Annotated in this window: 26 protein-coding genes; 13 read left to right on the top strand and 13 right to left on the bottom strand. The window is 74.2% G+C overall.

The window, feature by feature from the left end; translation table 11 throughout:
• Positions 1-134 precede the first annotated feature (134 nt).
• A complete protein-coding gene (locus tag IF02_RS0117595) occupies positions 135-1,709 on the top strand; it encodes a condensation domain-containing protein (protein ID WP_078622143.1) in 1,575 nt (524 codons plus the stop codon).
• Between the two features lie 19 nt (positions 1,710-1,728).
• Here IF02_RS0117595 and IF02_RS0117590 read toward each other — a convergent pair whose 3' ends face one another.
• Positions 1,729-2,949, bottom strand: coding sequence for an RNA polymerase sigma factor (locus IF02_RS0117590; protein ID WP_030157956.1), 1,221 nt, complete (start codon positions 2,947-2,949; stop codon positions 1,729-1,731).
• A gap of 105 nt (positions 2,950-3,054) precedes the next feature.
• A complete protein-coding gene (locus IF02_RS0117585) occupies positions 3,055-3,414 on the bottom strand; it encodes a YciI family protein (RefSeq protein ID WP_030157954.1) in 360 nt (119 codons plus the stop codon).
• Between the two features lie 174 nt (positions 3,415-3,588).
• Between IF02_RS0117585 and IF02_RS0117580 the strand changes: the two genes are divergently transcribed.
• Entirely contained in the window at positions 3,589-3,972 is a 384-nt protein-coding gene (locus tag IF02_RS0117580; RefSeq protein WP_030157952.1) for a membrane protein, read from the top strand.
• A gap of 32 nt (positions 3,973-4,004) precedes the next feature.
• Here IF02_RS0117580 and IF02_RS0117575 read toward each other — a convergent pair whose 3' ends face one another.
• Genes IF02_RS0117575 through IF02_RS32465 form a run of 3 tightly spaced genes read right to left on the bottom strand, consistent with a single transcriptional unit; the run spans position 4,005 to position 6,237 of the window.
• Positions 4,005-4,274 (bottom strand): hypothetical protein, encoded by a 270-nt coding sequence (locus tag IF02_RS0117575; protein WP_030157950.1) that lies wholly within the window; start codon positions 4,272-4,274, stop codon positions 4,005-4,007.
• Positions 4,275-4,324: 50 nt separating this feature from the next.
• A complete protein-coding gene (locus IF02_RS0117570) occupies positions 4,325-5,581 on the bottom strand; it encodes a Dyp-type peroxidase (protein WP_030157949.1) in 1,257 nt (418 codons plus the stop codon).
• A gap of 2 nt (positions 5,582-5,583) precedes the next feature.
• The gene (locus IF02_RS32465; RefSeq protein ID WP_051696290.1) at positions 5,584-6,237 is read right to left on the bottom strand and encodes a molybdopterin-dependent oxidoreductase; all 654 of its coding nucleotides are present in this window, start codon (positions 6,235-6,237) and stop codon (positions 5,584-5,586) included.
• A gap of 288 nt (positions 6,238-6,525) precedes the next feature.
• Between IF02_RS32465 and IF02_RS0117555 the strand changes: the two genes are divergently transcribed.
• The 3 genes from IF02_RS0117555 to IF02_RS0117545 all read left to right on the top strand — a co-directional run bounded on the left by IF02_RS0117555 (position 6,526) and on the right by IF02_RS0117545 (position 8,397).
• The gene (locus IF02_RS0117555) at positions 6,526-6,864 is read left to right on the top strand and encodes a thioredoxin family protein (protein WP_030157945.1); all 339 of its coding nucleotides are present in this window, start codon (positions 6,526-6,528) and stop codon (positions 6,862-6,864) included.
• Between the two features lie 136 nt (positions 6,865-7,000).
• A complete protein-coding gene (locus tag IF02_RS0117550) occupies positions 7,001-8,188 on the top strand; it encodes a cytochrome P450 (protein WP_030157943.1) in 1,188 nt (395 codons plus the stop codon).
• A 5-nt stretch (positions 8,189-8,193) separates the two neighbouring features.
• Positions 8,194-8,397: a ferredoxin gene (locus tag IF02_RS0117545; RefSeq protein WP_030157941.1), complete on the top strand. Its 204-nt coding sequence runs from the start codon at positions 8,194-8,196 to the stop codon at positions 8,395-8,397.
• 80 nt (positions 8,398-8,477) lie between these two features.
• On the opposite strand, the gene IF02_RS0117540 is transcribed toward IF02_RS0117545, so the two are convergent.
• Complete coding sequence (locus IF02_RS0117540) at positions 8,478-9,476, bottom strand: BtrH N-terminal domain-containing protein (protein ID WP_051696289.1); 999 nt, start codon at positions 9,474-9,476, stop codon at positions 8,478-8,480.
• A 136-nt stretch (positions 9,477-9,612) separates the two neighbouring features.
• Between IF02_RS0117540 and IF02_RS0117535 the strand changes: the two genes are divergently transcribed.
• Together IF02_RS0117535 and IF02_RS0117530 are read left to right on the top strand one after the other, a co-directional pair.
• Positions 9,613-9,966, top strand: a complete 354-nt coding sequence (locus IF02_RS0117535) for a DUF1304 domain-containing protein (protein WP_030157937.1) — start codon at positions 9,613-9,615, stop codon at positions 9,964-9,966.
• Positions 9,963-10,541: a TetR/AcrR family transcriptional regulator gene (locus IF02_RS0117530; RefSeq protein WP_030157935.1), complete on the top strand. Its 579-nt coding sequence runs from the start codon at positions 9,963-9,965 to the stop codon at positions 10,539-10,541. Before IF02_RS0117535 ends, IF02_RS0117530 begins: the two co-directional genes overlap by 4 nt.
• A 102-nt stretch (positions 10,542-10,643) precedes the next feature.
• Here IF02_RS0117530 and IF02_RS0117525 read toward each other — a convergent pair whose 3' ends face one another.
• Together IF02_RS0117525 and IF02_RS0117520 are read right to left on the bottom strand one after the other, a co-directional pair.
• Positions 10,644-10,850, bottom strand: coding sequence for a cold-shock protein (locus IF02_RS0117525; protein WP_030157934.1), 207 nt, complete (start codon positions 10,848-10,850; stop codon positions 10,644-10,646).
• Positions 10,851-10,937: 87 nt separating this feature from the next.
• Complete coding sequence (locus IF02_RS0117520) at positions 10,938-11,321, bottom strand: HGxxPAAW family protein (protein ID WP_037836473.1); 384 nt, start codon at positions 11,319-11,321, stop codon at positions 10,938-10,940.
• 108 nt (positions 11,322-11,429) lie between these two features.
• On the opposite strand from IF02_RS0117520, the gene IF02_RS0117515 reads away from it, so the two are divergent.
• Together IF02_RS0117515 and IF02_RS0117510 are read left to right on the top strand one after the other, a co-directional pair.
• The gene (locus IF02_RS0117515) at positions 11,430-11,924 is read left to right on the top strand and encodes a MarR family winged helix-turn-helix transcriptional regulator (protein WP_030157930.1); all 495 of its coding nucleotides are present in this window, start codon (positions 11,430-11,432) and stop codon (positions 11,922-11,924) included.
• Between the two features lie 84 nt (positions 11,925-12,008).
• Entirely contained in the window at positions 12,009-13,508 is a 1,500-nt protein-coding gene (locus IF02_RS0117510; RefSeq protein ID WP_078622142.1) for a DEAD/DEAH box helicase, read from the top strand.
• 91 nt (positions 13,509-13,599) lie between these two features.
• On the opposite strand, the gene IF02_RS0117505 is transcribed toward IF02_RS0117510, so the two are convergent.
• The 4 genes from IF02_RS0117505 to IF02_RS0117490 form a co-directional block, all read right to left on the bottom strand.
• Positions 13,600-14,544: a class I SAM-dependent methyltransferase gene (locus IF02_RS0117505; protein ID WP_030157927.1), complete on the bottom strand. Its 945-nt coding sequence runs from the start codon at positions 14,542-14,544 to the stop codon at positions 13,600-13,602.
• 229 nt (positions 14,545-14,773) lie between these two features.
• The gene (locus IF02_RS0117500) at positions 14,774-15,268 is read right to left on the bottom strand and encodes a hypothetical protein (protein ID WP_051696288.1); all 495 of its coding nucleotides are present in this window, start codon (positions 15,266-15,268) and stop codon (positions 14,774-14,776) included.
• Between the two features lie 118 nt (positions 15,269-15,386).
• On the bottom strand, positions 15,387-16,013 hold the full coding sequence (locus IF02_RS0117495) for a hypothetical protein (protein ID WP_030157923.1): 627 nt from the start codon (positions 16,011-16,013) through the stop codon (positions 15,387-15,389).
• A 45-nt stretch (positions 16,014-16,058) separates the two neighbouring features.
• Entirely contained in the window at positions 16,059-17,069 is a 1,011-nt protein-coding gene (locus IF02_RS0117490; RefSeq protein ID WP_037836470.1) for an NUDIX domain-containing protein, read from the bottom strand.
• Between the two features lie 219 nt (positions 17,070-17,288).
• Between IF02_RS0117490 and IF02_RS0117485 the strand changes: the two genes are divergently transcribed.
• The 4 genes from IF02_RS0117485 (at position 17,289) to IF02_RS0117470 (ending at position 20,924) form a co-directional block, all read left to right on the top strand.
• Positions 17,289-18,350 (top strand): VanW family protein, encoded by a 1,062-nt coding sequence (locus IF02_RS0117485; protein WP_030157920.1) that lies wholly within the window; start codon positions 17,289-17,291, stop codon positions 18,348-18,350.
• Positions 18,347-19,546, top strand: a complete 1,200-nt coding sequence (locus IF02_RS0117480) for a DUF418 domain-containing protein (RefSeq protein WP_158708505.1) — start codon at positions 18,347-18,349, stop codon at positions 19,544-19,546. Before IF02_RS0117485 ends, IF02_RS0117480 begins: the two co-directional genes overlap by 4 nt.
• A gap of 90 nt (positions 19,547-19,636) precedes the next feature.
• Positions 19,637-20,119: a hypothetical protein gene (locus IF02_RS0117475; protein ID WP_158708504.1), complete on the top strand. Its 483-nt coding sequence runs from the start codon at positions 19,637-19,639 to the stop codon at positions 20,117-20,119.
• 154 nt (positions 20,120-20,273) lie between these two features.
• Positions 20,274-20,924 carry an NAD(P)-dependent oxidoreductase gene (locus IF02_RS0117470; RefSeq protein WP_030157914.1) on the top strand — a complete coding sequence of 217 codons (651 nt, stop codon included), beginning with the start codon at positions 20,274-20,276 and terminating at the stop codon, positions 20,922-20,924.
• Here the strand turns inward: IF02_RS0117470 and IF02_RS0117465 are convergent.
• Complete coding sequence (locus IF02_RS0117465) at positions 20,918-21,904, bottom strand: helix-turn-helix transcriptional regulator (RefSeq protein ID WP_030157912.1); 987 nt, start codon at positions 21,902-21,904, stop codon at positions 20,918-20,920. The genes IF02_RS0117470 and IF02_RS0117465 overlap by 7 nt on opposite strands.
• Positions 21,905-21,989 lie beyond the last annotated feature (85 nt).

The following is a 21,989-nucleotide window of genomic DNA, read 5'->3' as shown; positions in this document are numbered from 1 at the left end:
GCCCCCCCCGGCCGGGGGGGCGTGTTGCGATCCGCGTGATGCCGCGAGCGGTGAGCGAACGGGTGGGCGTCACTTCCGTGGGGCGGGTGTCGTTAGGGGCACGGGGTTGACTCTGGGGGCGAAGGGATGACGGAATGCGGCAGTTTCCTCTGGAGATGCACCAGATGGCGCCCGGACGGGTCGTCGAGTGGCGGTTGCGGTCCACGGCCGGGGCGCCGGCGGACACCGGCGGCACGGGCGGTGCGCCGGGCGATGCGCTGAGTGACACGGCGGGCAGGAGGGCTTCGTTCAACCAGGACAAGCACTTCACCGTCGCCGAGGAGAGCCGCGGCGCCGACGATCCCGTCGCGTCCTGGATCGCGGTCACCTTCGAGGTCAAGGGCGCGCTGGTAGAGGACGCCCTGACCCGGGCCCTGCTGGCCTTCGTACGCCGGCACGAGGTGCTGCGGTGCGAATTCCGCCGCCTGGCGGGCGAGTTGGCGTGCGAGCCGATCGCCGCCGCCGAACTCGTCCTCGATGCCGTGCCCGTGGCCGCCTTCGACTCCTCCGAGGCCCTGCGCGGCTTCCTCGCCGAACGGTTCACGCGCAGCATCGACACGCTGTCCTGGCCGCTGTTCACCATGGGCGCCGTCCTGCGCGAGGACTCCGCCACCGTCTACCTGGCCTTCGACCACATCGTCTGCGACGGCCTGTCGATGCCGATCGTCGTCCACGAGGTGCAGAACGCGTACGAGGCGCTGTGCCGCGGCGAGGAGATCGGTCTGCCACCCGCGCCGAGCTACCTGGACTTCGCCGAGGAGCAGCGGCGCCGCTACCTCTCCATCGCCGCCGATGACGAACGCCTCGGCTACTGGAAATCGTTCATGGAGCGCGGCGGCGGCGAGTTCTTCCCCCGGTTCCCGCTCGAGCTCGGGGTGGAGCCGGACCGGATGTACCCGATCGTCAACGAGGCCTCGCCGCTGCTGGACGCGGGCGAGGCCGAGGTGTTCGAGAAGGCCTGCCGTGCGGTGGACGGCAAGCCGTTCATGGGGGTCCTGGCGGCCGTCGCGGTCTGTCTGCGCGAGGCCGGCGGGCCGGGCGTGTACCGGGGCTTCATGCCGGTCAGCGAGCGCGGCCGGGCCGGCTGGGCCAACTCGGTGGGCTGGTTCGTCAACACCATGCCCATCGAGTTCGACGCCTCGCCGGGCCGGGACTTCGCCCAGGTCATGGCGGCGGTCAGGGCCGGTTTCGGCGAGATGATGGAGCACATCGACGTGCCGTTCGTACGGGCCTGGCAGCTGCTGGCGCCCGCCGAGTTCGCCGCCCGCTCGTGGCCGTACCCGGTGAACTTCTTCTCGTACATCGACGTCCGCAAGTGTCCCGGCGCCGAGCGGCACGAGGACTGGCGGCCGACCTCGCACGTGTGGTCGGCGCGGGCCAACGGTGCCTGCTCCTGGTTTCAGCGGGACGCCGACGGTCTGCACATGAACTCGATCTACGTGGACACCGCCGACGCGCGCCACACCATGGACGACTTCCAGGAGGCGCTGCGCGCGACGGTCCGGGAGATCGCCCGGCACGGCTCGTTCCGCCGCCCGATCGCGCTGACCGCGCCGCGCCGCCCCGTCGGCTCGCCGCTCGGCTCGCCGATCGGCGCGGCTGCCCCGCTCGGCGCGGCTGCGCTCCCGAACGGCACGGCCCCGTACGCCCCGTACACCCGCCGTTCCTGACGACGCCGGCCGCCCGTGTTCACGCGCGGGCGGCACGCCCCAGCAGCAGGTCCCGTTCCCGTGCGTTGTGCGTGAGCGAGGCGGCGCGTTCGAACTCGGCCCGGGCCTCTTCCCTGCGGCCCAGCCGCTCCAGCAGGTCGCCCCGTACGCTCGGCAGCAGGTGGTAGGCGCGCAGGGCCGGCTCCCCGGCCAGGGCGTCGACCAGCGGGAGCGCGGCTTCCGGGCCCTCGGCCATCGAGACGGCGACCGCCCGGTTGAGTTCCACGACCGGTGAGGGGACCAGCTCGACGAGCCGGCCGTAGAGGGTGGCGATCGTCGCCCAGTCCGTGTCCTCGTAGCGCACGGCCTCCGCGTGGCAGCCGGCGATCGCGGCCTGCACGGAGTACGGACCGCTCCCCGCGTGCCGCATGGCCAGGGCGCCCCGGCGGATCAGCAACCGGTTCCACTTGGACCGGTTCTGGTCGGCGAGCAGCACCGGCTCGCCGTCGGGGCCGGTACGGGCGGAGATCCGGGAGGCCTGGAACTCGAGCAGCGCCGCCAGCCCGTGCACCTCGGGCTCCTTGGGCATCAGGCCGGCCAGTACCCGGGCCAGCCGCAGGGCGTCCTCGCACAGGGCGGGGCGGACGAGGTCGTCGCCGGCGGTCGCCGAGTAGCCCTCGTTGAAGATCAGGTAGATGACCTCCAGGACCGAGGCGAGCCGCTCCTCGCGGTCGGCTCCGTACGGGACTTCGAAGGGCACCCCCGCCTTGGCCAGGGCCCGCTTCGCCCGGACGATGCGCTGGGCGACGGTGGGCTCCGAGGTGAGGAAGGCGCGGGCGATCTCCTGGGTGGTCAGCCCGCCCATCAGCCGCAGGGTGAGCGCGATCCGGGCCTCGGTGGCCAGGACGGGATGGCAGGCGGTGAAGATCAGCCGCAGCAGGTCGTCGTCGATGTCGTCCGGGGCCGCCGGTTCGGCGGGCGGCGGTACGTCCTCCAGGGTCCGGCCGACCTCGGCGAGCTTGCGGGCGTAGGTCTCCTTGCGGCGCACGAGGTCGATCGCGCGGTGTTTGGCGGTGGCCATGAGCCAGGCGCCCGGCTTGTCCGGGACACCCGACTCCGGCCACTGTTCCAGGGCGGCGACCAGCGCGTCCTGGGCGATCTCCTCGGCGATGCCGACGTCGCGCACGATGCGCGCGACAGCGGCGATGATCCGCGCCGACTCGATCCGGAACACCGTCTCGACCGCCTGGGTCGCACTCACTGCCGTCACGGCCACCCATCAGAGCAGCCGTGACGAGGCAGGGCAAACGCGGCGCGGCGCGGGGCCCCCGCCGCCGTGGCGCGTCGTGGCGCGGTCGTGGCGCGGTCAGCTCCCGTCGATCTGGCGCAGCTCGGCGCCGACCGTCCACTCCTCGGGGTGGATCTCCAGGAACCGCTTGGTCCACTCCAGCGCCTCGGCCTTGTCCTTGGCCTGGAGGATGGCGTAGCCGCCGACGACCTCCTTGGTCTCGGTGAAGGGCCCGTCGGTGTAGCTCAGCTTGCCGCCGGACCAGGTCACCCGGGTCCCCTCGGCGGTGGGGAGCAGCCCGGCGGTGTCGAGCATGACCCCGGCCTTGGTGATCTCTTCCATCAGCGCGCCCATGCGCTCGCCGAACTCCGGAGGGAACTCGGTGTTGGCGGGAAGGGCCTGCTCGTCGATGCGGATCAGGGAAAGGAAGCGCGGCATGGTGACTCCTCGGCCGGACGGGCGGGGGCTTTCCCCGCCTCTCACTGCTTCGTCGAACGGGAGGCGCCCGGATCGACAGCTCCCCGGAGATTTCTTCGAAAAGAATCTTCCAGGCCGAAAAGCGCTACCCGCGAGTAGGATCGCGGGCTCCGGCCCTTCCGAGAGGACCTTCCGATGCCGCGCACTCCTTCTTCTCCTCTGCTGCTCGCCGGCCTGCTGGCGACCGCGGGCGTCGCGCACGCGCTCGCGCCGAAGCAGTTCGACGCGATCGTCCCCGGCGCCCTGCCCGGCACCCCCCGGCAGTGGACGTACGCGAGCGGCGCAGCCGAGCTGGCGCTGGCCGCCGGTGTCGCCCATCCGCGGACCCGCCGGGTGGCGGCGCTGGCCGCGGCGGCGTTCTTCGTCGGGGTGTTCCCCGCGAACGTGAAGATGGCCGTCGACGCGGGCCGCCGCTCCCCCGCCGTCCGGGCCGCGACGCTCGCCCGGCTGCCGCTGCAGATCCCGCTGGTCCTGTGGGCCCGGAACGTGAGCCGGGGCGCGGGCGCCGCCGCCGGCTGACGCCTGGGCCGTGTCTTTTGGATCAGGCCGGATCAGCGGCTGTCGCCCGACCAGTCCCAGCGGTCCGGATCGGCCGCGCGGCGGCGGTAGTGGGCGCGGCCGCCGGCTCCGTAGCGCCCTATCTCGGTGGGGAGCCGGGCCTCTTCGGCGAGGTGGCGCGGGCTCCAGTCCGTGATGTCCAGGAGGAGCCCGTCCAGCGGGCCGCCCACGAGTTCGCCGTAGACGTGGCCGGGGCGCGGGCCGGGGTCGGGGTCGTCGTGGTCGGCGCCGTAGACCCGGCGCCCGAGCATCCTGTCGTCCATGGGCCCAGCTTCACAGCCACCACTGACAACGGGCCCCGGAGCGCCGGTCCTCAGCCTTCGAGGAGCCGCTGCCCGACGTATTCCCCCGGCGCGGCCCCGCCCGGTACGGCGAACAGGGCGGACGCCTCGTGCTCGGTGTACCGCGCGAGCGCGTCGCCCCGGGCCAGCCGCCGCTGGACGGGGACGAAGCCCGTACGGGGATCCGCCTGCCAGGCGACGAACAGCAGCCCCGCGTCCGCAGTGCCGTCGGGGCGCAGGCCGTCGTAGTACGACCATCCGCGCCTCAGCATCGTCGCGCCGGCGTTGCTGCGCGGCGCGGCCAGCCGGATGTGGGCGTTGGCCGCGATGACGGGGATCCCGTCCGGCCGGGCGGCGTCCAGGTCGACCGGGGTCCGCTCGGTGCCGCCGGTCAGCGGGGCCCCGTCGGCCACGTGCCGCCCCACGGCCTCCTCGCGGTGGTGGACGGGCAGCCCCTCCCAGGTGTCGAGGAGCATCCGGATCCGGCGTACGACCACGTACGAGCCCCCGGTCAGCCAGGCGGGCGCGTCCGGGCCGGAGACCAGGATCAGGGCCCGCTGGGCGGGGTCCTCGGCAGGGGCCGGGTTGGCGGTGCCGTCGAACTGGCCCATCAGGTTCCGGTGGGTACCGGAGGCAGCTGCGGAAGCCGAGGCTCCGGGCGGGCGGGTGAAGCCGGACATCACCCAGCGGGTCCGCGCCGCGCCCCGGGCCAGCCGCTGGAGGGTGCGCAGGGCGTGCACGGCGACGAACGGGTCGTCGGCGCCGATCTGCACGAACAGGTCGCCGCCGGAGCGGGCCGGGTCGAGCCGGTCGTCGTTGAAGGCGGGCAGCGGGGCGAGGGCCTGCGGCCGGGCCGCGGCGAGCCCGAGCCGGTCGAAGAGGCCCGCCCCGAAACCGAAGGTGGCGGTGAGCGAGGCGGGCCCGGCGCCGAGGGCGACGCCCGTGTCGCTCTCGGCGCCGGCCGGCGGCTCGCCGCCGCTCATCCGGGCCACCGCCTCGCTCCAGGTGCGCATCAGGGCGGCCGCCCGGGCCCGGTCCGTGTCGGGCCCGAGATCGAGGGCGGCGAGATGCGCGTACGGCTGGCGCCTGGTCAGGATCCCGGCCTGGTGCGGGCCGTGGAAGGGGATGACGGCGGCCGGCCGCCGCTCCCCGGTCCGGGCGCCGGCCCCGGAGGTCGTCAGTACGGCGCCGCCCGCGGCCAGGGCGGCCAGCCCCCCGGCCCCGAGCAGGGCCCGGCGGGCGACCCCCGAACGGCCGTCGCCGCTCTCGCCCGACGCCTCGGCCTCCACCGTCACCTCGCCCCGTCGACCACCGGGTCGACGGCCCCGACCCACAGCTGGTTCAGCTCGGACACGTACCGGCCGCCCTTGGTGTCCTGCGGTACGACCAGCCGCGGTCCGGCCGCGTCGTCGAACGGCACGCCGTCCTCGGAGACCGCGAGCAGGATCTGGCTCTTGGCGAACCCGGGGTCGAGTTCGGCCCAGGCGAAGACGGCGCGGTAGTCGCCGCCCCCGGTCGCGGCGACCACCCCGCGCAGCTGGCCGTTCTTCTTGCTCTGGTCGAAGCGCGGCTCCGCCGTCTTCAGCACCTCGTACAGCGGCACGCCCGCGTACGTGTGCTCCTGATCGCCCTTGGCGCTGGTGAACTTCACCGGCGCCGAGCTCTGCGGCAGCTTGCGCAGGTCGGCGAGGGTGAGGGTGTAGGGCTTGCCGACCGCGCCGCCGACCCGTACCTCGCCGGGCTTGAGCGGCGCGGCGGAGGCATTCGCCGACGCGCCCGCCGCCGCGCCGACGGAGGCGCCCGCGGAGGCGGAGGCGGAGGCCGCCGGATCCGCCTTCGTGTCCTTCCCGCCCTTCCCCGCCGCCGACGTCCCGCAGCCCGCGAGGAACAGCGCACCCGCCGCGAGCGCGAGGCCCGCTCTCCGAAGATTCCTGCGACGTTCCATGGACGACCCCTCCCGACACGCCGATCAACTACCCCGCAGATGCAAGGCGATCAGCCCCCATGTGGCGAAAATGCCGTGCGCAACATACATGAAGTCCCGCATGTGCCCTACCCCGCGAAAACCGCCCTGGAGCATCGGCCGAAAGGCCCTCCCGCAATCCCCGGCAAACGCCCCGGACCCTTGGCGGAAACACCCGTTCCGCACGGGAATTCGGGCCGGACGGACCCGGCGGCGATGATGGGGGCCCGCCCACGCATCACTCGGCACACGAAGCAGGAGCACCACCCCATGGCACGTCGGGTACACCAGCCGCTGGAGAACCAGGAGTTCGACTTCATCCTCGGCATGACCGAGGGGCCGGTTCTCGCCTACTTCACCGGGACCTGGCCCAAGGCCCTGGAGGCCTGCCGCGCGATGGACGCGCTCGTGTCCGAAGCGGCCGAGGAGTACGGCACGCGCCTGACGGCCGTACGCACCGACATGACCCGCTGTCCGGAGCCGACCAGGCGTTTCGCCGTGGCCGCCGCCCCCACCGTCGTCCTCGTCAAGGACGGCGAGGCCGTGGCGAGCCACGCCGGGGCGATGAGCCGCGCCGAGCTCCGGGCCTTCCTGGACGCCCACCTCTGAGCGTCCCGGCGGCCGCTGGGCCGGGCGGGCCAAAGTGGGCTATCTGGCCGAAAGTGGCATAGGTCAGATAGGTGCCTAGGGCATGTAATGGATTCCGGCGAGACGGACCCACGGAACCATGCTTACGAGGTGCTGCATGTCAGAGACCGTTGCCTTTCCCCAGGACCGAACCTGCCCCTACCACCCGCCGACCGCGTACGACCCGCTCCGCGAGAGCCGGCCGCTCTCCCGGGTCACCCTCTTCGACGGCCGCTCGGTCTGGGTGGTCACCGGGCACGCCGAGGCGCGCGCCCTGCTCTCCGACGGACGGCTCTCCGCCGACCGGCAGAACCAGGCCTTCCCCACACCCACCAAGCGGTTCAAGGGGCTCCAGAACCGCCGTACGGCACTGCTCGGCCTCGACGACCCCGAGCACAACGTCCAGCGCCGCATGCTCATCCCCAGCTTCACCCTGAAGCGGACCGCGGCCCTGCGGCCCGCCATCCAGGAGACCGTGGACCGGCTGATCGACGAGATGATCGCCAGGGGCCCGTCGGCCGAGCTGGTGGGCGACTTCGCCCTGCCCGTCCCCTCGATGGTGATCTGCGCCCTGCTCGGAGTCCCGTACGAGGACCACGAGTTCTTCGAGGCGCAGTCGCGGCTGCTGCTGCGCGGGCCGGAGCTCGCCGACGTGGAGAACGCGCGGGACCAGATCAACGGCTACCTGGCCGATCTGATCGAGCGCAAGCGGCGGGAGCCGGGCGAGGGGCTGCTGGACGAGCTCGTCGCCACCCGCCTGGAGACCGGTGAGACCGACGTCGATGAGCTGGTCTCGCTGGCCGCGATCCTGCTGGTCGCCGGCCACGAGACCACCGCGAACATGATCTCGCTCGGCACGTTCACCCTGCTGCGGCATCCGGAGCAGCTGGCCGAGCTGCGCGCCGACCCGTCGCTGATCTCGGTGGCCGTCGAGGAGCTGATGCGCTTCCTGTCCATCGCGGACGGAATGCTGCGGGTGGCCACCGAGGACATCGAGATCGGCGGGGTGACGATCCGCCCGGACGACGGGGTGGTCTTCTCCACCTCCGTCATCAACCGGGACGCCGCGGCGTTCGAGCGGCCGGACTCGCTGGACTGGCACCGGTCCGCCCGGCACCACGTCGCGTTCGGCTTCGGCATCCACCAGTGCCTCGGGCAGAACCTGGCCCGCGCCGAGATGGAGATCGCCCTCGGGACGCTGTTCGCGCGGCTGCCCGGGCTCCGGCTGGCGGCCGATCCGGACCGGATCCCGTTCCGGCCCGGCGACACCATTCAGGGCATGGTCGAACTCCCCGTGGCATGGTGAGGAGCATGTCGCCACAGCGCATCGACATCAACACGGACATCTGCATCGGCGCCGGGCAGTGCGCCCTGACCGCGCCGGACGTGTTCACCCAGGACGACGACGGCTTCAGCCAGGTGCTCCCGGGCCGGGAGGACGGCAAGGGCAGCCCGCTGCTGCGCGAGGCCGCCCGCGCCTGCCCGGTGGCCGCCATCAGCATCCGGGAGGAGTGAGCGGGCCACCGCGGCGTCCCGCCGCGGTGGCCCGTACGGCCCCGTACGGCCCCGTACGGCCCCGTACGGCCCCGTACGGCTCAGAGCAGGGCGACGGCCCGGCGCTCCAGCTCCAGCGAGCGGTCCACGAGTTCGGCGCATGCGTCGAACAGGGCCCGCCGCGCGGCGGCGTCGGAGTCCGGCTCGGCCGTACGGGCCAGAGCCGCCAGCCGTGACCAGTGCCCGGCGGAATCCCGCAGGAGCGAGGCCGCCTCCCGCCGCCCGGCGAGGTCGAGGAAGTCGGCGTACAGCGGCCGGGTGGCACCGGGGGCGGTCCACTCCTCCTCCAGGCAGGCGTACAGCCGCCCGGTGCCCACCCGGAAGGCCTCCGGGCCGGCGAACCGGCGCTCCCAGCCCGTCCTGGTGCTGGTGTCGCGCAGCTGCGCGGCGAACTTCTCCATGCCGGAGAAGCCGAAGTTGACGTCGAACTGGTTGCCCAGGACCGGTCCGGTGAGCCGGGCGGCGGTGGTGGCGACGGCCTCGTCGAGGTCCGGCCCGGCGGTGGCCGGCCCGGTGGGCACCACCATCTGGTGATGGCCCTTGCGGTGCCCCGTCCAGGCGGCGCCGAACTCCTCCCGGCCGATCCGGTAGGGGGCCTTCGCCCCGTCCTCGACGTAGAGGGTCTCGCCCCCGGCGCCCTCGTACCCCGCCACGACCACGGTGTACGGATCCGCGCCGGCCATCTCCGGGACGCCCTGATGCCAGGGCAGCCGGGACCGGTCGACGGTGCAGAACACCGGACGCCCGTCGTCCAGGGCCGCGCACACCCTGCCCCAGCGTGGTTTGGCGCTGCGCGTGGCCTCGTACGGGACGTTCAGCCGGCCCAGAGCCGTCTGCACCCAGGGCTGGGGGTGGGCCTGGGCGACGATCGTCGGCATCGGCAGGTGGCCGGCGTACTCGAAGACGAAGTACATGAAGCCGATCCCGCCCGCGAGGCCTGCGATCAGCACCTCGTCGTGCACGCTCCCGAGGGCGTGGCGGATGAGCGAGCTCTCGCGGTGGCGGCCGGTGCCGAAGTCCGAATAGACGAGCGGGGTCATGCGGCCAGCGTAGCCGCGCCCGACCGGGTGAACTCACGACCGCCGGCCGGGCGGCCGGCCACCACGACTTCCTGTACAGTTGTCCAGGAAGTTGCCCGCTGACGCTGCTCCACCAGCCCGCGAAACGGAGGTGGCCGTGCACACGGTCGCTCAGGTCCTCATAGGTGTCGTCGCCGCCCTGCACGTGTACTTCCTGGTCCTGGAGATGTTCCTGTGGCAGCGGCCGCCCGGCCGGGCCCTGTCGGGCTTCGACGAGGACCTCGCCCGCCGCACCGCGCCGCTCGCCGCCAACCAGGGCCTCTACAACGGCTTCCTGGCCGCCGGCCTGGTCTGGTCGCTGGTCATCGACTCGCTCGCCACGCAGGTCTTCTTCCTCGTCTGCGTGATCGTCGCCGGGCTGTACGGGGGCGCGACCGCCAACCGCCGCATCCTCGTCGCCCAGGCACTGCCCGGCGCCCTCGCCCTCGGCGCGGCGCTGCTGGCCGCGTGAGCCCGGAGGACCCGCGCACCGCCCGCACCAAGGCCCGGCTGCGCGAGAGCCTCCTCGCCGAGTGCGCGGACCGGCCGCTCGGGGAGGTCAGCGTCTCGGCGGTGGCCCGCCGGGCCGGGGTCGGCCGCGCCACGTTCTACCTGCACTACGAGGACCTCCCGGCGCTGGCCGTCGACGCCTGCGCCGATGTCGTGCACGCGGCGGTCGACGCCCTGCACGCCTGGCAGACGGAGCCCGGGGCCCGGGCCCCGGCCCGGCCCCCGGCCGCGCTGGCCGGTTTCCTCGCCGACGCCGCCGCGCACGCGGCCCTGTACCGCACCCTGCTCCTGCCGGGCGGCGGCGGCCCGCTCGGCGAGCGGCTCCACCGGGAGCTGCGCGCCCGGGCCCGCGCCGAGCGCGCGGCGGCCGGCGCCCCTCACGCCGACCTGGTGGCCTCGGCGGTGGCCGCCGCGTTCACCGGGATCCTCGCCGACTGGCTGCACGGCAGCGTCCCGGGTTCCCCCGCGGAACTGGCGGACCACCTCTGGCCGCTGCTGCTGGCCCTGCACCGCGCGGGCTCCCGGCCGGCGCCGTGATCCAGGACGGACAGCCATGAGCCCCGCCGGACCGACCGGCGGGGCTCATGTCACGGGCTGGGCTCGTGAAGTGGCGTCAAAGCGGCGTCACCGAAAGCGGCGTCACCCGATAGGAACCACGTTCTCCGCCTGCGGGCCCTTGGGGCCCTGGGTGACGTCGAACTCGACCTTCGCGCCTTCCTGCAGCTCCTTGAATCCGGTGGTCTGGATGGCGGAGAAGTGCACGAACACGTCGGGGCCGCCGTCGTCCTGCTGGATGAAGCCGAACCCCTTCTCCGAGTTGAACCACTTCACGGTGCCTGTTGCCATCAGTACTGATCCTTCTCAACGTTCCACGCGGGCCACACGTGCGGTGCAACCGTCCCAATCCTGCCCGTCCGTCACTCCCACCACACCTCAGGCACGGCCAACCGGGGCAGGTTCGAACTCATGACCGCCCGACTCGGCGGGAACCGGCCGAGGGGCCGCCGCCGCGGCTCGGCGCGGTCCGGCGGCCCGGCAGCCCAGGCAGTGCGCGTGCCCGGACAGCGCGGCGGTGTCCCTGGTGCGCCAGTCCCACTCGGCGCGGGGGCGGGGACCGCCGGGCTTGCCCCAGCCGGCGAGGTGCAGGACCCAGGTGACGAGTCCGGCCACCGCGACGAGGCCGAGGCCGAACCAGATCCCGGGGGCCCAGGCCACGCACAGGGCGACCCCGGCTCCGGTACAGCCCAGCAGGGCCAGGGCGGTGCCGGTCCAGCCGGCGACCGTGTGACCCATGTCGACGTCTCCGTGCGCGCTCATGATTCTCCCCTGACGGACGGGCGGCAGTAGGCTCGTACGGCGAGATGCCTTAGTGAACAAGATAAGCATCTCACAAGCTAAGTTACTTAGACACTAAGGAGTATCTGCGTGCAGGGCAAGTCCCGCCCCGCGGCCACGGCCCAGGAGGCGCTGTCGCGCATGGACCGGTACGTCGCGCTGGGCCTCATCGGCCAGCAGGAAGTCGCGCAGCTGCTCGGGCTGAACGTCACCGACCTGACCTGCCTGGGCCACATCCTGGGAGCCGGGGACGCCCCGCTGGGCGCCGGGGACCTCGCGGAGCTCACGAACCTGACCACCGGCGCCGTGACCGGGGTGCTCAACCGCCTGGAGCGGGCCGGATACGCCCGCCGGCAGCCGGATCCCGCGGACCGGCGCCGGGTGCGCGTGGTGGCCGACCCGGCGGCCACGGCCCGTGTCTTCGCCGTGTACGAGCCCTTCTACGCCCGCCTCGGCGCGGTGTTCGCCGAGTACTCCCCCGACGAGATCGCCGTCATCGCCGACTGGTTCGCGCGGGCGACGGTCGAGATCACGGCCCATCTCGCCGAGGTGCGGAGCGGGCGGCTCGGCCCCGAGGCGCCGTAGCGCCCACGAGGTGCCATAGCACCCCCGTGGCACCGCGGCCCCGATGGTAAAATTCGACTTTTCACGTCTCACGGAAGGTTCTGCATGAAGAACCCGTCGGTTCACGGGCGCTTCGGCATCAAGGCCGGAGCCAAGGCAGGCCCCAAGGGCGGTGCGAAGTCGGGCGGCAAGACCCCCCGGACCGCCCCCCTGCAGGGCGAGTTCGCGATGCCGAAGACGGTCGAGCCGGCGCTCCCGCCGGTGGCGGCCTTCTCCGAGCTCGACCTGCCCCGTGAGCTGGTGAAGACGATGACCGACCTGGGGGTGACGGAGCCGTTCCCCATCCAGGCGGCCACGCTCCCCAACTCCCTGGCCGGCCGGGACATCCTCGGCCGCGGCCGGACGGGCTCCGGCAAGACCCTGGCCTTCGGCCTGGCGCTGCTGGCGCGCACCGCGGGCCGCAAGGCCGATCCGAAGCGCCCACTGGCCCTGGTCCTCGTACCGACGCGCGAGCTGGCGCAGCAGGTGACCGAGGCGCTGACTCCGTACGCGCAGGCCCTGGAGCTGCGGATGGCCACGGTGGTGGGCGGGCTGTCGATCGGCAAGCAGGTGAGCGCGCTGCGCACCGGCGCCGAGGTCGTCGTGGCCACCCCCGGGCGCCTCAGCGACCTGGTCGGGCGGCGCGACGTCCACCTGGAGCGGGTGAAGATCACCGTCCTCGACGAGGCCGACCAGATGTGCGACATGGGCTTCATGCCGCAGGTCACCGAGATCCTGGACCAGGTGCACCACGCCGGGCAGCGGATGCTGTTCTCGGCCACCCTGGACCGCAATGTGGACCAGCTCGTCCGCAGCTACCTGAAGGACCCCGTCTCCCACACCGTGGACCCGTCGGCGGCCTCGGTGAGCACGATGGACCACCACGTGCTGCACATCCACTCCGCCGACAAGTACTCGGCCGCCACCGAGATCGCGGCGCGCGAGGGCCGGGTGCTGATGTTCCTGGACACCAAGCACGGCGTGGACCAGTTCGTGAAACACCTGCGGGCCATGGGCGTACGGGCGGAAGGGCTGCACAGCGGCAAATCGCAGCCGCAGCGCACGCGCACGCTCGCGCAGTTCAAGACCGGGGCCGTCACGGTCCTCGTCGCGACGAACGTCGCCGCGCGCGGCATCCACATCGACGACCTGGACCTCGTCGTGAACGTGGACCCGCCGGCCGACCACAAGGACTACCTGCACCGGGGCGGCCGTACCGCCCGTGCCGGCGAGTCCGGCAAGGTCGTCACCCTGGTCACCCCGAACCAGCGCCGGGACATGGTCCGGCTGATGGCCGAGGCCAAGATCCGGCCGACCACCACCCAGGTCCGCTCCGGCGAGGCCGCGCTGAGCCGGATCACCGGGGCCAAGGCCCCGTCCGGCGTGCCGCTGGCGGGCGCCGAGCCGACCGACGCCAAGGGCCGGCCCTCGGGCTCGGACCTCGGCTTCCGCGGGATCGGCACGCGTCCGGGCCGGCCGGGGGCGGGCAAGGAGTCCCGCAAGACCTCGGAGGCCCGGAAGCTCGCCGAGGCGCGCCGCGCGGCCCGGGTCCGCAGGGGCGGCTGACGCGGTCCGGACGTGCCGGTGCCGGCCCCCGGCAAGGGGACCGGCACCGTACCCGCACGGACCACATACGGATGCGGGCGCGGGCGGCCGGTCAGCGGTGGCGCCGCCGCCAGGCCACGATCGCGCGGGTGACCACCGGCGGGAGCAGGTCCTTGGCCAGCCTGCGCCAGGCCGTGCCGGCCCGCGGGCGGGGTCCGCGCTGGTGCCCCGGCTGCTGCACGGGCGCCGCGACGGGCTCGGGCGCCGGACGCAGCGGCTGCGGGGGCGCCGGCGGGACGGCCCCCTCGTCACCGATGCGGACCAGCGACTGGCCGGCCACGAGGTCCACCCCGTGCCACAGGTCGTTGCGGCCTTCCAGCCAGGTGAGCAGCTCCGCCTGGTACGGCGCCGCGTCGTCCCAGGTCGCGTACAGCTTCGACGCCGAGACGCAGATGAGGTGCAGCTCGCCGGTGGCCACCGCGCCCCAGACCGCGGCGGCCACGCCCGGGCAGTGCTCGGAGCGGTAGTCGTCGAAGACGACGACCGCGCCCGGGGCCGCCACGACGCGCGAGGACGCGATGTCCTGGACGACGTGCTCGTAGAGGTGCGAGGCGTCGATGTGGACGAACCGGCAGCTCGCCGGGCGCACCCGGTCGGCGACGACGAAGGTCGGCGCCTGGATGATCGTGGGGAGCGCCTCGCGGAAGGCCAGGTAGTTCGTCTCGAAGCCGCGGCGGGTGAGCGTGGGGTACGAGTCCTGCATCTCGGCGAGATTGGAGTCGTCCGGCGCGGGCGAGTCGAAGAGGTCGCAGACGGTGAACTCCTCGCCCTCCCTCAGGTACCCCCCGAGGAAGATCGCGCTCTTCCCCATGAACGCGCCGAGTTCGAGAAGATCGCCCGGCTTCTCCTCCGCACCGCTGCGGCGGCTCAGGAACCAGTCGAAGAGCACCTGGTCATAGCCCGAGAACCAACCGTTGACCTGGTCGTACGCGGTGGGTGCGGGCGGGGCCGGCTCGCCGTCGGGGGTGGTGACGGGAGCTTGGGAAACGTGCGACACGGAGAGCAGCCTCCAGTGGAACGGCATCGGAATCAACGCTGATACCCGGCCAGGTAGGCAGACTTTAAACCCCCGAACGGCCGTGTGACGAGACTCTGTGCGAAGCGGATAGAACCGCTGCCGCCGCCTTCCCCTCTTGCTCCGGATTACCCCTTTCTTCCCGTGCGGCTTCCCGCCGGACCTCCCGCCGCACCTCCCGCCGAACCTCCCGCCGGGCTGCCTGCCGGGCTCAGCCCGTGACGTTCCGGCGGCGCAGGCGCGCGGCGGCGGCGCTGCGCACGCGGTGGGTGCGGGCGGTGGCGGCGAGGACGTCGAGGGCCTCGTATGAGCCCAGCGACTGGGCGGCGGTGCGCTGGCACCAGTCGGAGGCGGCGGTGAGCTCGGCCGCGGACCACGGCTCGCCGTCGGTGATCGCCTTCAGCAGGATCCACTCGCGGAGCCGGCGGGCCGGGAAGGCGCGGGCGCCGATCGCGGTGCCCATGGCGCGGGCCCAGCCGGGGAACCGCGGATCGGTCAGCAGTTGGGCGGCGCGGCGGTCGAGGTGGGTGACCACCGCGCTCTCGGCCATCACCGGGTCGCGATCGCGCAGTACGTCGGCCACGGCGTCGGCCTCGCCCGCCCCGAGGGCCGCGGCGGCCAGGGCCTCGAGGTGGCGCCCGTAACGCCAGTGCTCGGGCACGGTGGCCGTGGAATCGGCCCCTATGTGGTTCTCGCTTCTCCCCATGCGCCCATTCCACACGACCCGGCTGAACACCCGATGCCCAGGGGTGCCTCCCCCCGGCGACCGGCCTGCGGCAGTGCGGTCATCGCGGTCATGGCGGTCATGGCGGTCATGGCGGTCATCAGTAGATGTGCAGCGCGACCGCGCAGAGCCCGCGTCCCGCTGCGGCGGCCGCCCGCCAGACGCGGAGGGGGCCGTCGGTGACGTGTTCCTCGCGGGCGCCGTAGTCCAGCCAGTCCCGGTCGCCGACACGGGCCTGCTCCTCGGCGGTGAAGGTCAGTGCCCGTTCCACGCGCGGCAGCGTCCGGCGGACCTCGGCCGCGGTGAGGAGCACGTTTCCGCACCAGCCGGGCAACAGGGCGGCCCGGTACGGGCCCATGGCGTGGAACAGGGCGGCGACCGCGTAGTCCTTTCTGTGCACGGAGACGAACATGTCGGCCGGGTCCGGCCCGGGCTCCCAGAGGTCCTCCATGACATGGAACCCGGGGTCGGTGATGCCGTTGCAGGCGTCGTCGACACGCTCGCCGGGCCGGGTCAGGGTCCGGAAAGAGTCGATGGCCTCGGCGTGTGCCCGATCGGCGTGCCAGGTGCGGTGGTCCGGCAGCGGGGAGCGCTGCCAGGCCGCCCAGCGGCGGCGGGCCGCCGGATCCGAACGGTCGGCTTCGAGGGCCGGCGCAAGGCGGGGCGCGAACTCCGCGATGACGGAGTCCGGGTGGCTGCTGATCGACCAGGCGCTGGTGAATCCCATGACCGTCACGCTACGAGGCGCCACTGACAGCGCCGCCCCGTACGGTCACCCGCGGGTGCCCTCCGGGAGTTCGGTGAGGGGGGTGCGGGGCGGGGGCGGGAGGGAGAGGCGGGTGCGGGCCTCGTGGACCGCGGCGAGTTCGGCGTGGCCGGCCGGGCCCCAGTCGGCGAGTTCGCGCACCTGCTCGGGGGTGGCCAGCAGGCGCGCGTACGCCGGGTCCCCGGCCGGGGGAGGGGAGGGAAGGCGGCCCACCGTGCGGGGATGGGCCGCCCCGTCGGCGTGGCGGTGGCCGAGCGGGGTGGAGTCCGCCGTCGGGGGCGGGAGGTGGGCTCCGCCGGTGGCTCGGGAGATCAGGAGCAGGACCCGCCCGTCGGGGGCGAACAACCAGGCCGCGGGCTCCCGTACGGGCACCCCCGACGGTACCGGGCCGGCGTGCCAGGTGCCGTGGAGCGGGGTGCGGCGGGTGCGCAGGACGCCGAGCAGGTCCAGGGCGGTCGGCAGGGTGGGGCGGCCGTCCTCCAGCAGGGCCGGGCCGCCGCCGTTGATGCGGGCGCGCAGCGCCGACAGGGCGCGGCGGGCGTCGCCCGGGTCCATCAGGGCGGGCAGGTCGGCGGGTTCGGCGAAGTGGATGCCGGTGATCTCCTGGGCGGGGAGGCGGATCCCGTCGATCCGGTCCGGGGTCCAGGTGCCGCCGTCGTACACGTGCAGGATCTCCCCCGGGAAGCCCATCTCGGGCGGGATGCCCGGGGTGTCGGCCGGGATCCAGTCCACCGCGAGCCCGCGCGGGAAGCGGCCGTCGACGCCGAGCTCCTCGCGCACCTCCCGGGCCGCGGCGGCGGACGGGGCCTCGCCCGCGTCCACGGCGCCGCCGGGCAGCAGCCGGTCGGGGCGATAGTCGACGCTCTGGACGAGGACCCGGCCGTCGGTGTCGGTGACCAGGACGACCGCGCCGGTCCACAGCGCGGCCCGCGAAGCCCCGTACTCCTGCGGGGTCATCCACGTGCTCCGCCCGCCGCCCTCGTCTTCGGACAAGGCCTCGTCGGTCAGCTGCGGCATCGGCACTCCGTTCACCGTGGGTGGACCCTCGGCCTGTGCAACAGCCCGCACCGCCCGGGGGTTACGCCGCTCGCACCACCCCGGTCCCTGACCGCGGCTTTGCAACCCCTATACCTCCTTATTACCTTGTTACGTCCTCGTTGGTACGTTCGTCGCGCGGACTGGCGGCATGAAAACCGCCGGTCCGACCACGTCACCGGACCGAGGAGAGACAGCGGTATGCGACGCGCTTCCCGTACGGACACGGGCGCGGGTACGGCCAACAGGGCCGCCCCCGCCCGGCGGTGGAGCGCGCCCGCCGTCGCGGGCGTGGCCGGCGGGGCCGGCGGGGCCGCGGCCCTCGGCTTCGGCGGGCTGTACGCCGCCGGCCTGCTCCTGGCCGGCGAGGACATCGCGTCCGGTACCGAAGTCCGCGGAGTCGGCACAGGCGGGCTCAGCCGGGCCGAGGCCGGCCGGCGCCTGGACCGGGAACTCGGCCCGGCCGCCGCCGCCCCGCTCGGGCTGCGCATCGGCGACCGCACCGAGCAGGCCGAACCGGCTGCGCTCGGGCTGTCGTTGGACACCGCCGCCACCGTCGACCGGGCCGCCCGCGCCGACGGCGGCGACGGCGGCGGCGGCGACCCGCTCGGACTGCCGGTCCGCCGGGCGGAACCCCGCATCGGACAGCAGGAGACCGGCCGGGCCCTGAAGGAGCTCGCCGAGCCCGCGGTATCGGCCCCCCTCACGCTCACCGCCGACGGCAAGCGCATACCGGTCGGCCCTGCCGTCCTCGCCCGCCACCTCTCCCTGAAGGACGACGGCAGCGGGCGCCTCGCCCCCACCCTCGATGCCAAGGCCCTGCTGGCCGAGCCGGCCTTCGCCGATCCGCTGCGCCGGGCCGTCCCCCGCCCGGCCGAGGCGAAGCTCCTGCTCGCCGGCTCGGGGCGGGTATCCGTCGCCGAGGGCCGCGAGGCCACCGTCGCCCGGGGCAGCCTCGACCTGCGCTTCGCCAACGACTCGGGCAAGGCCCTCTCCATCCAGGCGGAGGCGACCGACACGTCCATCACCATCACCTTCCTCGGTACGAAGAAGTACGAGGAGATACGCGCGACCCGGGGACCCCGTACGAACGTCAAGCAGCCGGCGACCCGCACCGACAGCGGGCCCGAGTGCGAACCGCGGTCCCCGCTGGAGGGCTTCGGCGTCGCCGTCGACCGCGTGTTCGTGCAGGGCGGCCAGGAGGTCGAGCGGGAGACGATGAAGACCCGCTACACCCCGCGCGACAGCATCACCTGCGGATGACGGGGACGAGGGGCAGCGGCGCCAGCGGCAGGCTTGCCGCCGTCGACGCCGTCCGCGGTGTGGCCGTCCTCGGGATGTTCGCCGTGCACGTCGGCCCCGGCCCGCGGCCCGAGGGCGCCGGGTACCTCATCGTCGCGGCCGACGGGCGGGCGCCGGCGCTGTTCACCCTCCTCGCCGGGTTCTCGCTCGCCCTCGCCCAGCGCTGCCGCACCCCCGCGCAGCAGCCGGCCGGCTGGGCGCGGCGCTACCGCCCGCTGCTGATCCGCTGCGCGGTCCTGGCCGCGCTGGGCCTGCTGCTGGCCGCGCTCTGGCCCGGGATCCTCGTCATCCTGGCCTTCTTCGCCGTCTACTTCCTCGCCGCCGAGCCCTTCACCCGGCTGACCAGCCCCGTGCTCACCGCCGTCGCCGGGGTCAGCGTGGTGGCCGGCCCGCTGCTCTCGTTCCTGCTCGGCCCGGTGTTCGGGTACGAGGCCTCCGGGCGCGGCGCGGTTCCCGAACTCACCGCCCTGACCGACTGGGACGGGCTGGGCCGGACGCTGTGCGAGCTGCTGCTCACGGGTGCGTATCCGCTGGCCACCTACTTCCCCTACGTCCTCGTCGGACTGGCCCTCGGCCGGCTGTGCGATCTGCGCGAGCGCCGGGTCGCGCGGCGGATGGCGGTGTGGGGCGCGGCCGCCGCGGCCGCGGGCTACGGCTCTGCCTGGGTGGCCACCCACCTCCTCGGCGGCCGGGAGCGGCTGCTCGACGTGATCGCGGCCCGCCACCCGGAGGCCCTCGGCGCGGCCGATCCCGTACGGGAGGTGCTGCGGGGGCAGTTCGGCGCCGTGCCGAGCACCTCGTGGGACTGGCTGCTGGTGGCGGACCCGTACAGCCAGACCCCTCTGGAGACGATCGGCAACGCGGGGGTGGGCTGCGCACTCATCGGGCTCTTCGTACTCGCCGCGCGCGGCCGGGCCGGGGCACGGCTGCTGCGGCCGCTGACCGCGCTCGGGGCGATGGCGCTCAGCGCGTACGTCCTGCATGCGCTGGTGCTGGCCGGACCGGCCCACGGGGCCGCGTCCTGGGGCGCGCTGGCGGGCTTCGCGGGCGTGGCGCTGGCGGCGGCCTGGGCCTGGCAACGCTTCTGGGCGGACAGCCCGCTGCGCCGGGGGCCCCTGGAACACCTGCTCCGCCTGGCCGCGCAGGGCCGCCCCTGAGCCCCGCCCCTGAGCCCCGCCCGGAGTGCCGTCACTCGTGTGTGTGACGGTGCGTAGGCTCCGGCAGCCGTCGTACGGCAGGGTGGGCGGATGCAGTTGCGCCGGGTGGCTCTGCCCCTGCCCCTGATCCTCGCCGCGGTGGCGCTGACCGCCGGGTGCGTGACCGTACGGCCGGACCGGCCCGCGGAGGCGGCCCGTACGACTCCGGCCGCCGACCGGACGGCGGGCGGCGGCCCGGCGGCGCCGGTCGAAGCCTTGCCGTTGGGGCGGCTGCCGGAGTCGGAAACCCCGTCGGCGCCGGTGCCGGAGCCTCCTGCGCCGGCCCTGGCCCCGGCGCGGGCCGAGGAGGGCCGGCCGCCGCAGCCCCGGACCCGCGATCGTGCGCCGGTCCGGCCGGGGCGGCCCGTACGGCCCGTACGGCCCGTACGGCCCGCCCCGGAGCCGGGGCCCCGCAAGCGTCAGCCCGCACAGCCGAAGCCCCGGCCCGCGCCGGCGCGCACGTACGACATGGCACCCCTGTGCGAGGCGGCGAAGGGCACGGTCTCCCCGTCCATCGTCGCCTTGTGTCACTAACGAGCTCGTGCATGGTTGGCGGTGTCCGGTGGATCCTGCCGGATCATCCGTGTGGACTCGGCCCGGCTGCCGGGTGGCGGGGGGCCGGTTCGCTTGGATGGGCGGCGCGGGTCCGACCTGAGGCCCGTACCGCCTCCACCCCCAGGGAGTCGCCATGGCGAAGATCGCCCTGTTCGGCGCGACCGGCACCATCGGATCCCGCGTGCTGCGCGAAGCGCTCGACCGCGGCCACCAGGTCACCGCGGTCGTCCGCGATCCCGCGCGGCTCGCGGATTCCGGAGCCGAGGTGGTACCCGGCGACGTCCTCGACCCGCACTCGGTCGCCGAGGCGGCCGCCGGCCGGGACGTGGTCGTCAGCGCCGTCGGCCCCGGCTCCGAGGACCCGGGAACCCTCGTGGCCGCCGCCAAGTCCCTGATCGGCGGCGTCTGCACGCTCGACCCGGACATCCCCCGCCCCCGGGTGATCGTCGTGGGCGGGGCGGGCTCGCTGCGTACCCCCGGCGGCCCGCTGGTCTGGGACGCGGCGGGCATCCCGGAGCCGATCCGCGCGCTGATGCACGCCCACGGGGAGGCCCTGGACTTCCTGCGCACCGTGCCCGTCGAGGAAGTGCGCTGGAGCTGTCTGAGCCCCGCCGCGCAGATCGAGCCGGGCACGCGCACGGGCACGTACCGGCTGGCCCTCGACGACCTGGTCGTGGACGAGGACGGCGGCAGCCACGTCTCGGTCGAGGACTACGCCGTGGCTCTGGTCGACGAGATCGAGCGCGACGCGCACGCGGGCAAGCGGTTCACCATCGGCTACTGACCGGGCGGTGTGTCCGGCGCGCCCTTCCCCGCCTCCTCCCCCGCGTACATCGCCGTGAGTTCGGCGCCGAGCCGGGCCAGCCGCTGCCGTACCTCGGGCGGCTCCAGGACCTCGACTCCGTCCCCCAGCCCCGCCAGGTGCCCGGCCAGCGCCTTGGCGGCCGGGCCGTCGACCCACACCTCGGTCCAGCCGTCGGGCAGCGGACCGCCGACGCGCACCCGGCCGCCGAGGAACCGTTGCAGCAGGGCCAGCGTGTCGGGGCGGACGCGCGCCCGCGCGGTCACCGCGTACATGCCGTCCTGGAACGCCCCGGACAGGGCGCGCCAGGCCGTGGCGAGGTCGAAATCGGGCGGCCGGACCACGGGTTCGCCGGTCGGCTCGACGGAGGTGACCCGGCTGAGCCGGAAGGTGCGCAGGCCCTTGTCCGTACCGGCGACCAGGTAGTCGAGCCCCGCCTTGGCGACGAGCCCGAGGGGGTCGACCGTACGCTCGCCGGCCGGTTTGCCCACGCCCGCGTACCCGAGGCGGACGCGGATCCCGTCGACGACGGCGCCCTGGAGCGCGGAGCGGTGGGCGGCATCGGCGGTGACGGCGTTGCGGGACCAGTCGGTGGCGTCGACGACTCCGGCGCGGGTGGCGGCCTCGGCCTCCGCGCGCAAGGTGGGCGGCAGGGCCCGGACCAGCTTGCGCAGCGTGGTGCGCAGTTCCGGGGTGGCGGTCAGGGGCCCGGTGACGAAGAAGAGCGCCCGGATCTCGTCGGCGGTCAGGCCGGTGAGGTTGGTACGGGCCCCGCCGACGAGGGACCAGCCGCCGCCGCGGCCGCGCTGCGAGTAGACGGGGATCCCGGACGCGGCCAGGGCCTCCAGATCGCGGCGCGCGGTGCGCTCGGACACCTCCAGTTCGGCGGCCACTTCGGGGACGGTGACGCGGCCGCGCTCCTGGAGGAACAGCAGGGTCGCCACCAAGCGGTCGGCTCTCATGTGTCTCTTTTCCTTGCGCGTCGGTGACGTTCCCGTCTTTCGCGGTCCGTTTCATTCTCTTCGGAAAACTGGCCAGAAGGTGGCC

This window comes from Streptomyces sp. NRRL S-244 (assembly GCF_000717915.1).
In the GTDB taxonomy this organism is placed as follows: domain Bacteria; phylum Actinomycetota; class Actinomycetes; order Streptomycetales; family Streptomycetaceae; genus Streptomyces.
This window is presented reverse-complemented; position numbering and strand designations above follow the sequence as displayed.